Genomic DNA, 15,108 nt, shown 5'->3' with positions numbered 1-15,108 from the left:
AACGCTTGCTAGCTTACTCTGTATGCCATTCACTAAACACATAGCCATTAAATACACAAAACGCATTGAACAAATCTTTTAGTAAAAAATCAAACTAAAACAATGAGATACTAAGGTCATTAGTTAATTCAATTAAATATGCAGCCTACCTATTACTGTTTTTAGATAAATAACAGCTTATTTTTCAATGCATTATTTTGCGAATATAAAACAGGTTTTTGAACGTTTTTTACCACTGACGCATTAACATTTAGACATAAATTGACGAGATAAAAATGATGAGCCATAGTCATTCAACCCATGCTTTAATCCAAAACAGTAAAACACTCTCAATAAGCAGTGTCATTGCATAAAAAAATAAGGAGGGAGAATGTTATGAGCCGTAAATCAAAATTAATTTACCGTATTATGTTGGCCTCTAAACTTCGTAGCCGTAACAAAGAAATTTCACTGGAAAAACTCAAACAAGATTGCTGCCTGAGCGAGTTTGAATTATTAACCATTATGAAAGAGCTTGAAATCAAACAGCTCGTCAGCTGGGATCCCAATAAATCTGCATTTTTCATCTCTGCTTAATTTCCCTAGATCACATAACGGCTAGCAGTGCTTAATATTAGCTAGCCGTTTTGTTTATTGATAAAGGCACCCCTAAATAAACTTAACCATTCCAGAAAACATCAAAAAATAACTACGAAAACACAGCAAATATATCACTTAATCGATTATGTAAATTAAAAGTGAATACGTATGCACTTTATTGTTGCACCGCGATTTGAAGTATATATTTTAATCACATGCTGTTATTCAACTGTGTTTAAGGAATCACATGAATTCATTTCTGCAAAAAAGTTTACTAATACTCACACTGTGTGTGCTCACTGCCTGTACGCAAACCACGTCAACATCCCATGTTTACGAGCCAAAGCCCTATGTAAAGATCACTCACCCCGACTGGTCAAAAAATGCGGTAATGTATCAACTAAACACCCGTCAATTTACGCCCGAAGGCACCTTTAACGCAGCTAAAAAGCAGTTACCTCGTTTAAAAGAGTTAGGTGTCGACATAATCTGGTTAATGCCCGTACACCCAATTGGCGAAGAAAACCGTAAAGGCACTCTCGGCAGCCCATATTCAGTCAAAGACTACAGAAAAGTAAACCCTGAACTGGGTACCCTTGATGACTTAAAAACCTTTGTAAGTGAAGCGCATAACATGGGCATGTACGTTATTTTAGATTGGGTGGCGAATCACAGTGCATGGGATAACTGGCTGCGCTATGAGCACCCTGATTGGTACGAGCGTGACTACCAAGGACAATTTAGACCAACGCCTTGGTGGGATTGGTCTGACATAATCGACTTCGATTACTCAAAACCTGCGCTGCGTGAATACATGACAGAGTCTATGAAGTTCTGGGTAAAAGAAGTCGGTGTAGATGGCTATCGTTGTGACGTAGCCGGTTTTGTTCCCGTTGATTTTTGGAATAATGTACGTCGCGAACTCGATGAAATAAAACCTGTATTAATGCTAGCAGAATGGGAGTCTCGTGATTTACACGCTGAAGCCTTTGATATGACCTATGCATGGTCGTGGTCAGAACACATGCACAAAATAGTTAATGGCCATGCCGATGTCAGCGCTCTATTTGTTTACTATTCTTGGAACGAAAGCGCATTCCCTGTAGAGGCTTATCGGCTTGTAGGGGTTGCCAATCACGACTCGAATGCATGGGAAGGGACTATGTTTGAAACCTACGGTGACGCACTTGAAGCGGTCATTACATTATCGGTCGTAGGTGAAGGTTTCCCAATGATTTATAACGGACAAGAAGCAGGAAACGATAGACGACTCGCCTTTTTTGAACGCGATCCGATTAAGTGGCAACCCCACCCAATCGGTGATTTATATAAATCACTATTTGCACTCAAACATCGTAACGAAGCGCTGTGGAATGGCCAATTTGGTGGGCGTATGGCACACGTACCAAACACGGCTCCAAAACACGTTCTTAGCTTCGTACGCGCAAAAGGCGATGAAAAAGTCTTTGCAGTATTTAACCTATCCAAAGAACCGCAAACAGTGAACTTTAAAGAACCATTATTTATCGGTGAATATAAAGAGGCGCTATCGGGGAAAACGGTTAACTTTACCAACGACACAACGTTAAGTTTGCCCGCTTGGGGGTTTAAGGTATTCGAAAAATAACGACCTTAGGTACATAACAGCTCTCTTAATTAAGAGGGCTGTTTTAAGGCTCAAAAACAGGGTGTTGATAAAATAAGTTTCGCTCTTTAAAGCTTGGTTGTTATAGCTTAGCTGTTATGGCTTGGCTGTTATGCATCGCTGATTTAGCCGTGCTAAAAACAAATTAAAAGCACAGCGGTTTCGCAATAAAATCAACGATAAAGTGACTAAAAACGCCAACTATAATTTGTAAACGTTAGCAATGTAGAGCGAACCAACGGGCCGACTTAAACGACTTATTGCATCGTTACATTAAGCTCACGCGCATGAGCAGACCTTGATAATTGTGATACCAGACCTTAAAGCTCCACCATTTTGGCTTTTGTAATGTGTTTATTTTTTAGAAAACAACATACGTTTAAAAGTGTTATCTGCCAAAACGTAATGGTGAAATAATGCAGCCGCAGCATGTAAGCCTATTAAGTAATACCCAACCTTACCTGCTGTTTCGTGTATTTCTTTTATGGTTTTACCAAGCTCTTTGTTTTCACTTGCCAATGGGGGGAGCTCTACCCCAAAAAATGGCACAGGTTTACCTGCCATACTCAATATTAACCAACCCGCTATCGGCATAGTAAACATAAAGACATACAGCAAAACGTGTACACATTTAGCGAGTGTGCTTTGCCACTTTGCAGGTTCAGGCTGAATAGCAGGTAACGAGCCACTCGCCAAACGCACAATTACCCTCACACACACTAAAACTAAAACCGATAAACCCAACATAAAATGCCACATTTTAAAGGCATCACGGGTTTCAGTGCCTTTTTCAAATAACTCACGTAGCTCAATACTGCCAAAAACAGTGACAATTAATATAAACATTAGCCAGTGCAAGGCAATAGAGAGTGTATTGTAATGAGTTGTTGTATTTTTAAAATTCATAGTGCCTCTTGTGTAAAAAACGCATTCAGATAAGTGCTCTTTTTATGCGTAATAAATGTGCAGAATTAGCCTAGCGTATACTCATCCTTGTTTTCATGTTCTAAAACATAAAATGAGTTACTTTTAACTTTTTTGTTTACTACTTTCTTGCTTACTACTTTGCTTGCACTTAACTGTAATTTATTAAACTTAAAATAACCTTATGTATGTTATTAAAATTAAATATCGAGGATAAAAACGATAACCTTTAAGTAACCGTTTTAAAAAATAGCGTGTGTTTAAGAGCCATAAATAACTGAGGTTGAAGCAAACAAAGATGTCAGCTCTACTTTATTTTATTGCACCAAAATTCTGAATAACTACCATCAATCCAACACTCAACACGAATCGTTCCATACTCTCTTTGTGAGTTTAGTGCTTGGGATATGATTACTTTCTCAGATTGAAGTAGGTTAGAAACTAGATCTAGATCATCCAAGCCCTCTATTTCTATAGTCTTGGATTCATTATCACACTCAACTTGAAAACAGAGTGCCAACTCCCCTTCAAGGCTGTTTTTTCTAGTTGTTAAATCGCTGAGAAACCAAGGTCGCTGAAATTCAAAAAATATTTTGTAGTTACTCATATGCGCTAAAAAATGTCATGTTTATAGCGAACAGGTAATATATTTTTCTACACACTCGTGCTCACTTTTAGTGATTGATGTACATGTATCAAATAATATAAGTTGTTGCCACGTTTTTGACTTTAGTCAAAAGTCTCAAATTCGCTCTTAGTTGCGTACCAGATAAAACCTAAAACTAACTCGACTTGTAAGCAGATAAACCAATACATATTATTCCTTAAAACCAACCCCCTACCCTTAAAGAGCATGTACACAAAAAGGTGGATGACACTAAGATTATTATTCAGTTTTTCATATAAATATCCCCCAAGGTTTACTAGATTCTTATACCACTCCAGCCTTTAATCTGTTGAAAAACTAATGTTGTTCTTTTTACACTCTCAAAATTTCCACCTTAAATTGAGAGAATGAGCTAACAAACTTACAAAAGGGACAAACATTAAGACCCTCTTACGCTAAAATAGTGAACGTTGTAGTCTAAGTTAACTTTAAAGATAGATAGCCTAGTAATCACTTAAGATATGATTTACTTCTATAAATAAACGCTATCATTCACTTTAGATCTGAATACAACAGCTTCAAAATAGTGATTTATTAGGTATACTGAAGAAATAAATTATGTCAAAAATAACGTTAATCCATTAGTTTACTACGATGGTAAGTTCTATAAATGTAGTAAGATCATACCCCCTGAGATTTACAAAAGATATTTTAGTACAAAAGGAATAAACTAGTTACGATGGTTACTATCAAACAAGTTGCTACTCATGCAGGTGTATCATTTAAGACAGTTTCTAGGGTAGTGAACAATGATCCTACTGTGAAAAGTATCAACCGAGAGAAAGTATTAAAATCCATTAAAGAGTTAGGTTACAGGCCAAATAGAGCTGCAAGCTTAACACGCCGAAAAAAATCTAACATTTACGCCATTATTGCGGATGAATTACTAAATATTCCTTACACTTTCGATATGATTCGTGGTGCTCAAGAGGTTGCTTGGCAGCAGAATAAAGAATTGCTGATACTCAATGTCAATGAAACCCAAGCAAGTATAAATAAGGCGATAGAAAGTTTGTTTGAATACAGGGTTGAAGGTGTTATTTACTCTGCAATGTATCACCGCGAAGTTTCTATGGCGGATGAACTAAAGGGGATACCTACAATTTTAGCTAATTGCTTCCCTAAAACATCAACTTTTCCTTGTGTAGTACCAGATGAAAAACAAGCAGGTGAAGAGATTACTTCCGCTCTGATTCGTAAGGGATATAAGCGTATCGCATTTCTAAACTTAAACGAAGATATTGTAGCTGCAAAAGGCCGTAAAGAAGGCGTTATTAGTGCATTCAAAAGCCATAACCTGCCTTTATCTAATTTACTTATTGAATCTGTTATTCACTGTCAGCCCGATGGAAGTGAAGTTTCAAATTCTAGAGTTGCCGCGTCAAGGATTATTGATGAATTTAAACCAGATGCAATTATCTGTGGCCAAGACCCTATGGCTATTGAGATTTACTTTATTGTACATGACAAAGGTATGGAAATAGGCAAAGACATTGGTATCGCTAGTTTCGATAACTGGGGTGATATCCCTGAATTATTGAAACCAACCTTAACAACAATGGCATTACCTCACTACGCAATGGGTAAATGGGCAATGGAATATTTAATAGATCAGCGTAGCGATATTGTGCATCACCACTTGCCCTTTGAGTTAATTAGTCGCAACTCTTTTTAGGTTTATCATGTGCAAGAGTAAAGTAAGAGATTATTAGAAATAGTGTTACAAGGAAGCCCAAATAACGATAAGTTTGAGCATATCCTATTTGGTCATAGAGCACCCCAGCTACTATTGCAAGAATTGAGGCCATAAACTGAGTCGTAAACTGAAAACCAATCATATAAATCATAGCAGAATATCGAGCTTCGAAATGCATATTAATATACTTAAATATTGCTATAATCATCAATGGAAGTTCGACGGCATGCAATAATTTAAGCAGGCTTATACTATAACTATCAGCAACAATTCCTGAAAGGAAGATACGGATAGCCATAAGTACACCACTGCATAACAAAGCACGTTTAATTCCTAAACGATTAACCCATTTCACCCCTAGAAACATAAAGAGTGCTTCAAAGACAACTTGCGCAGACATCAAATAGCCGTAGTATTCTCTTCCTGTGTTACGGTCCTCAAAAAATGTTGTAAAATAAATAGCAAATTGCTGGTCAAAAACAGCATAAATACACGTTACCCCAATAACAAACGTACTCAACCGCCAAAGCCCCGGTACTTTAAAAAACGACAAAATCCTTTTGTTTTCTAAAAGACTCGGAGAACTATTTAATTGAACATCATCTGTTGTTACTTTTACGAATTTTAGCAAAACTAAAAAGCAGACTGCAGCAATGCTTGTTAACCAGTAGTTTAAACTTGGCGTGATATTAAACGACAGTCCGGCAAAGTAGCTTGCGAAGGCCCATCCTAATGACCCCCACATACGAGCTTTACCAAACTCGAATTGAACAATTCGGCTCTGTTTATCTATATAACTTTCTAATGCCCCCACACCTGCAAGAAATATGAGGGAAAAAAAAGCCCCTCCAATAAAAACAGCCAAGTAAAAATGAGATTTAAGGAAAGGTTCGTAAATTAAGTTAACAAATGGCCCAAGTAAAATCATTGCGATTGCTATGAAATACAATAAACCTTTTTTTAATCCAAGCTTATCTTGAATATAACCGTACCAAGGCATAATAACTAAAGCAGTAAGCGCATTCACACTAAACACGATCCCTACCTGCTCGCCATTGAGGCCTACTTCTTGACTCAACCAAATTGGGTACAATGAAAAGGAAAACGACCACGCTATAAAATAAACGAAAAATATGGCACTTAATAGCCCGTAATTGCGACCCATAACTTATTACGCCTTAAAATCTATCGACCTTATGTTACTATAAGGTCGATAGAATGGTTAAGTTACTTGGTGACTGAAATATTAGTGACGCTTACATCATTTAAAGTAAGTTCTTGTGAGCTCAAAATGGACAGCTGACTATATGGTTCAGTTGGAAACACAACAGATGTCAATGTTGTCTGTCCATCATTGATAAACACCTCTATTGAGCCTTTATCAACCCAAATATCAAATTGATAATTCTCAAGATTAGCAATCACCGGCGCTTTTTGTAAACGCGTAAATTCTTGATCAAAATCACTTAAACCCGATTTACTTCTATCTAGAGAAACGAGGCCTGTTTTTGGATTCAGCAGTATGCTTACACTTTCTTGGTTAATCGAACTTAACTTAATTTCTATAAGCTCTTGGTTTTTGCTATTTGCACCGAATTGCGCCCTAAACTGCCCAGAAGCAATTTTAAAAAGCTCATGTAAAGCATAACTTTTTCGCCCTTCAAGGATAGCTTGTTTTTGTTCACCACTTAATAATGTATCAAGCTCTTTAACAGGAACAGACGCCACTCGTAGTCCTTCATTTGTTTGTAAAAGCTTCAACTCTCTTGGGATTGTCATTGCACCTCTCCATGACTCTGTAGGTACAGTATTAGCGTATTGCCAATTACTCATCCATCCCATGAACAAATGACGATCATCCTTCACATCAGCAAATGTTACGCCAGCATAGTTATCTGTACCATAATCCAACCATACGGATGGTTCGATTTTAGTATTTGCTGCGTGTTCTGAAAATATAATGTCAGAGACTTTAATATGTCCCCAATGAGATATTTCATTATCTACAATTTTAATTTGAGCGCTCTTACCTTCGAATTCACTGACACTCCAAGATTTCTCTAATAAATTTCCGGAGTTATTTCCAGTTGAAGTGCGAACAACTTTATTATCAATAATCAGTTGTGCCGCTGTTCTATTATGGTGTTTACCGCCTGCAATTTTAAAATTTATAAATGGTTTATTAATGTCAAAAGCTGGTGATAACATGCTCCCTGTTGATTCGTCCGTGCCATTAAATGAGCTAACTATAGATTGCTCTCCTTGTTCAACGTGAAATGCATCACCTGTTACGTTCCAACTTTCAATTCCCTTTTCGAAATCACTAAAACTCAGACCTTCTGGGAATGTCGCTGGAGTTGATTTCAGCATCGATTGGTACTGTTTATCCAAAACAAACTTTTTACCATCAAAGTCACCGACAAAGTACTGTGTACCAGAACCTCCGTTTGGTGCCCCAGGGTTTATGCTTACAAGTAAAACATATTTATATTTATCCGTTCCTTCAATTCTAACTCGTATTAGATCAGGACACTCCCATACACCAGCATGACTTCCCCAATCAGCGCCGAAAGTACTTTCCTGCTGCCAATTTTTTAAATCTTTCGATGAATAAAAACCAATATGATCGTCTTGTGCTAATACCATTATCCAGCTATTTGTCTGTAGGTCCCAGCTCACTTTAGGATCGCGAAAATCACGAATGCCTGGATTTTTTAATACTGGATTATCTTCATACTTAGTCCAAGTTCGGCCTTTATCTAAACTGTAGGCAATACCTTGAGTTTGAAAATCGATATCACCTGCTTTGGCTTTTTCCTCGTTATGGTAGGTAAAAATTGCAACCATTGGTGGATTTTCTTTACTGCCTAAACCACTTGTATTTTGCCAGTCAATGACTGCACTGCCTGAGAAAATAGTGCCATGCTCATCAGGAAATAGTTTAATTGGCTGATGCTCCCAATTAACCATATCTTTACTTATAGCATGGCCCCAATACATAGGCCCCCAGACAGTGTCATTTGGGTTATGCTGATAAAATAAGTGATATTCGCCTTTGTAGTACACCATTCCATTCGGATCGTTCATCCAATTTTGAGGAGGTGTAAAGTGATAGGCGGGGCGAAATGCTTCTGCAGCTGAATTTGCCACTAGATCAACGCCCGTTTTTTGTACTTTATCTGTCATGCCGCATGCTGCCATAAATGATGAAATTACGATTAAGTTAACGACTCGCATTTAAAACTCCGTGTTTATTATCTGTATCAATTGAAATAGCTTCTAAAGCACGCCCTTTTGTTTCAGGCATAAACCAAGTAACAAAAATGAGCTGACCTAGCATCATGACGGTGAAAAAAGTAAATACTTCAGATGCAGTGAATTGCTCCAAAAAGAAAGGCATTAATAATGTGATAGCTGCAGCGAAGAACCAGTGCGTTCCTGAGCCGAGTGATTGCCCTTTTGACCGAACTTTATTTGGAAATATTTCTGCAATAAAAACCCAAATAACAGTCCCCTGTCCAATTGCATGAGCAGCAATAAAAATGAAGACAAATGCAACGACTGTAAAACCACCTGAACCAGAGCTAAATGCCCATGCAACTACAGAAAGAGATATAACGTAGCCAAATGAGCCTATAAACATAAGTGCTCTACGACCAAACTTATCGATCAATGACAAACCTAACATCGTAAAACACAAATTAACAATCCCGATCCCTGCACCCGAAAGTAGTGATTGATCGACATCTAAACCTGCTAATTCAAATACTCGTGGAGCATAATAGATAATAAAGTTAATACCTGAAAGTTGATTAAAAGCCGCAAATAGAAACGCAAAACATGCTGCTTTATTATAAGTTCCACCAAACAGTTTTGTTTCTTTGTGCTGTTTGTGATCTTGCTCAATAGCATTCAAAACTATATCGGGATTCTCTTCACCAAGATTCACCAAAATTTGACGTGCTTTGTCGTTCTCACGCTTTTTTTGCACAAGCCAACGAGGGCTTTCAGGCGCTTTTAATATCATGACTAAGTAGATCAATGCTGGAATAGCCTCAACACCCAACATTAATCGCCAATCAATTGATGATGTACCCGATATTAAAAAATTTGAAACAAACGCAATCAATATCCCAAATACAATTTGAAACTGATAGAGCGCAACAAGACGTCCTCTAAATTTTGCAGGGGCAATTTCAGAAATATAGGCAGGGACAACAATAGAGGAAATTCCCACTCCCACACCACCAATAAAACGCAACAACGCAAAGCTATATGGATCAGGCGCGACAGCAGAACCTAAAGCAGAAATAAAGAATAGTATTCCCACCAAAACAAGTGTTGGCTTACGCCCTAACTTATCACATGGGTAATTACCCATCAGTGCACCTAGTAAAGTGCCCCACAATGCCGAAGACATAATAAATAAACCATGAAACAGCGAACTCGTTTCCCACAGTGCTTGGATAGGTTTATCTGCACCTGAAATTACAGCGGTATCAAAACCGAATAAAAAACCAGCTACAGCAACAGTAATAGACCAATAAATAATTTTTTTCATAACAACTTCTTCTTATGAATCAACAGTTAAGTGGGCTTTCGCCCACTCACGTTAATACCCTGAGTTTTGAACGTATAAACCACCACTCAAAATCATTTGCTGATTTGGAATAGGTAGATACTCATGCTTTCCTGCTGTGAATAACGCTTCAACTAAATATGGCTTACGAACAGCCTCAACAGATAAGTACTTATCTATCGTTTCTTTAGCAATTCCCCATCGAACAAGATCAAAGAATCGATGTCCTTCCAACCCTAATTCCAAGCGACGTTCAAAACGTAATGCTTTACGGGCCTGCTCTTGGGTTAAAAACTCGTCATATAGGCCAATGTTATAAATGCTCGCGTTGTGCAGCTTTGCAGTACTTTGCTTAGCGCGAGATCGGATACGATTAATAATCACTAATGCTTCATCAAGACGGTTTAATTCAATTAATGCCTCAGCTTTCCAAAGCAAAACATCAGAGTATCGAATTAGCGGTGTATTCAATGAAAATATTGGAAATGGACCATTTTCACCACGACAGCTACACTGTGGATGCTCAAGGTCTTTCATAGCAGTGAAGTTTCCATAAATCCCTGGCGCTCTAGCCCAGCTATCACCACCATGAATCAGGTCTTCATCATATTTGAATGGTTTTCCTTCCATCGCGACCGTATGATCAAGACGAGGGTCTACAGCATCAAGGGTCATGTCATAGTTCATGTCATTGTATGTATCGAACATAGGCAAGCCTTGCTGATCTGTTTTAAATACATTAACGAAGTTTTCTGTTGGCACATGAAAACCACAACAACCAAAACCACCGGCCATTGGCGCATTCAACGCACTAGGCCAACTACCACGACCATCAGGAGAGCCGTCATTTAAAGAGCGTTGGATGGCAAATACAGATTCAATACCATTTTCACTTTCAAATAAAAAATTATCTGCATAATCATCAAATAAGCCGTAAACACCAGACTGCTCAATTTCATCAACTAAGTTCACAACTCGTTCTAACTTTTGCTGATTTATTTTGACTACTTGATGTTTTTCATTTTGCTCATACGCTTGATATAAAAGAGTTTTTGCTAAATACGCTTTTGCAGAGAGTGCGGAAGCACGACCAACATCCTCTTGAATGTTTGGTAAGTTGTTCGCTGCAAATTCGAAATCAGCAGCAATTTTGTCCCATAACTCTTGATCACTAAAGTCACGGTTAGTCGCTGTTAATATCTGTTCTTGAGTCATCGACTCATCAATCCAAGGAATAAACTTATGGTGAATCTTTAAGTCAAAATAAAAAATACCGCGGATAAAACGCAACTCAGCCTGCTTTGCTTCTCGATTATCAACAGCATCAGCAGCAGCATTAGCAATCACCTGCAGTGCTGCGTTTGTCCGTGAAATACCGGTATAATTACGTGTCCATTTTTTATTATTTAAATCAATCAAATCAGGCGGGAAAGACTCCATATCAGGTACTATCGGTTGATATAATGATAATGCGTGATAAGCAAAAATATCACCTGGGCCATTCCCTCCTTTATGCGCATCTCCAGCTCGTAAGTTGCCAGTAGGCCATAAGAAATTTGGCGCGGTATAATGGTCATTTCCTAAATACGAATACGCTGCGATGATCAAAGAGTCAACGTTATCTGTTGTCGAGACTTGATCTTCAGTCAAAACCCCAGAAGGAGGAGTGTCTAAATCGGCTCCTCCACATGAGGCGAGAGCGAGAGTAAATGCTGTGGCAGCAAACATGGTGGTTAATTTATTCATAGTTTGTACTCTTATTGTTGCCAGTAATTAAAATGAAAGGTTCACGCCAAGTGTGATACGTCTTGGAATAGGGAAATTGCCATCAGGTGTTTCAGGATCCTGACTTAAAGTACCTGAAGGCGTAATAGTGATTAAATTACTTCCCTGCAGATATATACGGGCAGAAGATATACCGTATTGGTTTAACCACTGCTCGTCAGGGGTGTAACCAATCGACAGGTTACGCAGCTTTAAATAAGTCCCCTCTTCCCAAAATAAACTTGATTGACGTCCTTCACCGTTATTATCAATAAGCGTGAGAGCGGGTACATTTGAGTCTGTGTTATCGACTGTCCAAGCATTTAGTACACGGTCACCGTAATTTGAACCGATATTTAATGATGTGAAGTCCGTAAACCCTCTCCAACCGTTACGGATTTGACCGCCTTCAACGCCTTGCCAAAACATGTTGAAGTCCCAATTTTTATATTTAAGACTTAAATTAAAGCCGTAGGTATAATCTGGATCTGTATCTGCAAAGAACATTTGGTCATCTTCATCAATGACCCCATTTCCATCAAGGTCTTTCCAACGAACACGGCCTAAACCAGCTCCAGCTTGAGTAGCATGCGCATCTATTTCCGCTTGACTTTGAAATAAGCCATCAGCTACATACCCATAAATAGAGTTAATTGAGTGCCCTAAAATAGTTTTATCCGTTCCATTACCACCAAAAGAATTCACAACATCTTCAGGAAGAGACACCACTTTATTTTTAGCTGATGACACATTAAAACTAACATCAACATCAATATCACCGTCTAAACTGTCAAACGTCAAATAATCTGCATATCCAACGATAAACTCGATACCTGAGTTCTCAATTGTCCCACCATTAACCCATTTTTGGGCACCTTCACCTAGCGTAGCAATCGGATTAGTTAGGGTTAAAATGTCATCGGTTGTTTTCTCAAACCAATCTAGACTTCCGTAGATGGTGTCATACCGCATACCAAAATCGATACCAAAGTTAGTTTGAGTCGATGTCTCCCACTTCAAATCAGGATTACCAGTTTGCGCTTTGACAAACCCAGATGGTAAATTGCCGCCATTTGCACCAGTTATATCGTACGCAGTACCTTCATCTTGGCGGTCTGTAAATAAAGATTGAGTTGCATAGCGACTTAAATAGGTTGTATATGTCGCATCTGTAGGGATTTCTTGATTACCTGTTTTACCCCAACTGGCACGAAACTTAAGTGTTGATAAAAACTCTAAATCATAAAATGATTCATTGCTTACCACCCAACCTGCTGAAATAGCAGGGAAATTACCATACCGATTATTACTACCGAAGCGAGAAGAGCCATCTCTACGAATAGTCAACCCAGCAAGATATCGATTATCGTAGTTATAATCCAATCGTGCAAAATATGAATTTAAAGACCATTTATCACCATCACCCTCAACACGCACATCACCTGTTGCTTGGGATAAATGAGCATAGTTTCGTTCATCTGAAGCAAAACCAGAGCCAAAACCAACTACACCCTCATACTCATAATCTATTTGTTCAGTACCTGCTAGCACCGTAAATTGGTGTAGGTCATTAATATCGAACTTATATTCAGCCGTATTAGTCCAAGTAATACTTCTATTCCAATTATCTGTAACAGATAACTGATCACCAAAATTTAAAGAGCCAGCCTGAAATGCACGCGTGAAGTTTCTAAAATAATACTGGCCATAATCGATGCCTAATGAGCTTTTCAAAGTTAGATCTTCGACCGGCTCATACTCTACAAAGATATTACCCATCACTTTATTAAAGCGACTGACATTATCTCGATTCATTTCAATAATGCGAACGGGATTATCACGATCCGTTACACCTGGAACAGGACCACCCCAACCGCCTTCATCGTTATAAACTGGTACTATTGATTGTTGCTCAATAGCTAAGCCCAAGATTTGTCCCGCCAATGTATTAACTAAATTTGATTCCTGATTGGTGATTGTGAAGTTTTCACCTATTCTTAGCTTATCAGTGACTTGAAATTCTGAATTTACACGAAAATTAATACGTTCGAACTCAGAGCCATCTACAACACCTTCAGAATTGAAGTAACCTAATGAGCTATATACAGACGCACGATCTGACCCACCAGATAAGGAAAAGTTAATATCCGTAACCTTTGCCGAACGAGTTACCTCATTGAACCAATTTGTATCTGCAGGACGCTGGACTTGATTAGGATCGGTATATGTTGGAAGAGAAATGCCATTTAATTGTGGATTATTAAAATCACCGTTCCAATCAAAGCTATATAGCGGGCTTGCGGCATTTGGATCAGAGCCATCATTCACTGCTGCTCTCCACACTGCTTCACCACGCTGCTGAGTATTTAAAGGATTTAAATCATAGTCAAAATCATCGTATGACTGATTGAATGAGAAATCAAAATTCAGTCCTTCTTGGCCTTTTTTTGTTGTAATAACGATGACACCATTGCCCGATCTCGCGCCAAAAATACTAGCCGCTGCAGCATCTCTTAAAACCTGAATATCGGCAATATCATGCGAATTCAATTCATGCATTCCCGATTTAGTTGGAATACCATCTACTACGTATAAAGGGTCATTATTACCAAGCGGGCCTAGTCCTTGACCTCGAATTCTAACTGTCGCCGTCGATTCGGGAGAACCATTGGTTGTTATTTGAAGACCTGGAACTCGACCCTGAAGGTTTTGCATGATGTTACCAGCTGGTAAATCAGCAACATCTTCAAGTTCCACAGTACTTACAGCACCTGTAAGATCTTCTTTTTTGACGCTACCGTAACCGTAAGAAACTTCGATTACTTCAATGCCGCTACTTTTTTTTGCTACATCTTCTTGGGCTTCTTCAGCCGCTATTGTCACTTTAGGTAATAATATTGAACCGAACAAAAGTGCCTGAATACATAGCGCGAGCTGACTTTTATGGTATCTCCGCATGGTGTGTCCTCGTTATAGATGAAAGGCTCCTGCAAATAAACAACGTTGTCTTTTTGTTTTATTTTAAAGCCCAGCTTATTAGCTAGGCTTATTGCAGTCACAATGTGTAATGTTAATTATTATGTTGAAAACGATTTAAACAACGTTGTCTTTATAGCTAAAAAAATTACGTTGATCAACATTTTTTTTACACTCTTAATTGAAATAAATATGTTTAAGTTGGCTGACAAAACAGTGCACATTGAGTAAAAAAGTCTCGAAGATCAGTTTTCTATTTATATAAGAGATTGATTTAA

At 38.3% G+C, this 15,108-nt stretch carries 9 protein-coding genes; 3 read left to right on the top strand and 6 right to left on the bottom strand.

The features are described from left to right. The first annotated feature begins 375 nt into the window (after positions 1-375). Together D0907_RS05780 and D0907_RS05775 are read left to right on the top strand one after the other, a co-directional pair. Positions 376-576 carry a hypothetical protein gene (locus tag D0907_RS05780; RefSeq protein ID WP_075594278.1) on the top strand — a complete coding sequence of 67 codons (201 nt, stop codon included), beginning with the start codon at positions 376-378 and terminating at the stop codon, positions 574-576. 250 nt (positions 577-826) lie between these two features. Further along, on the top strand, positions 827-2,206 hold the full coding sequence (locus D0907_RS05775; RefSeq protein WP_118844147.1) for an alpha-amylase family glycosyl hydrolase: 1,380 nt from the start codon (positions 827-829) through the stop codon (positions 2,204-2,206). 372 nt (positions 2,207-2,578) lie between these two features. Here the strand turns inward: D0907_RS05775 and D0907_RS05770 are convergent, their stop codons facing one another. After that, on the bottom strand, positions 2,579-3,130 hold the full coding sequence (locus D0907_RS05770) for a cytochrome b (protein WP_118844146.1): 552 nt from the start codon (positions 3,128-3,130) through the stop codon (positions 2,579-2,581). Positions 3,131-4,494: 1,364 nt separating this feature from the next. On the opposite strand from D0907_RS05770, the gene D0907_RS05760 reads away from it, so the two are divergent. Continuing rightward, positions 4,495-5,490, top strand: coding sequence for a LacI family DNA-binding transcriptional regulator (locus D0907_RS05760; protein WP_075594274.1), 996 nt, complete (start codon positions 4,495-4,497; stop codon positions 5,488-5,490). On the opposite strand, the gene D0907_RS05755 is transcribed toward D0907_RS05760, so the two are convergent. From D0907_RS05755 to D0907_RS05735, 5 genes are all read right to left on the bottom strand, one after another. Next, a complete protein-coding gene (locus D0907_RS05755; protein ID WP_118844144.1) occupies positions 5,471-6,676 on the bottom strand; it encodes an oligosaccharide MFS transporter in 1,206 nt (401 codons plus the stop codon). The two genes, D0907_RS05760 and D0907_RS05755, sit on opposite strands and share 20 nt — an antisense overlap. Positions 6,677-6,738: 62 nt before the next feature. Beyond that, entirely contained in the window at positions 6,739-8,748 is a 2,010-nt protein-coding gene (locus tag D0907_RS05750; protein ID WP_118844143.1) for a glycoside hydrolase family 32 protein, read from the bottom strand. Further along, a complete protein-coding gene (locus tag D0907_RS05745) occupies positions 8,735-10,072 on the bottom strand; it encodes a sugar porter family MFS transporter (protein WP_075594271.1) in 1,338 nt (445 codons plus the stop codon). The genes D0907_RS05750 and D0907_RS05745 overlap by 14 nt, the downstream gene beginning before the upstream one ends. A 51-nt stretch (positions 10,073-10,123) precedes the next feature. Then, positions 10,124-11,836 carry a RagB/SusD family nutrient uptake outer membrane protein gene (locus D0907_RS05740; protein ID WP_075594270.1) on the bottom strand — a complete coding sequence of 571 codons (1,713 nt, stop codon included), beginning with the start codon at positions 11,834-11,836 and terminating at the stop codon, positions 10,124-10,126. Between the two features lie 27 nt (positions 11,837-11,863). Next, positions 11,864-14,812, bottom strand: a complete 2,949-nt coding sequence (locus D0907_RS05735) for a SusC/RagA family TonB-linked outer membrane protein (protein WP_075594269.1) — start codon at positions 14,810-14,812, stop codon at positions 11,864-11,866. Positions 14,813-15,108 lie beyond the last annotated feature (296 nt).

The organism is Pseudoalteromonas lipolytica (assembly GCF_003515105.1).
In the GTDB taxonomy this organism is placed as follows: Bacteria; Pseudomonadota; Gammaproteobacteria; order Enterobacterales; family Alteromonadaceae; genus Pseudoalteromonas; species Pseudoalteromonas lipolytica.
Note: the sequence above shows the minus strand (reverse complement) of the source record. Positions and strands in the feature narration are given on the sequence as shown.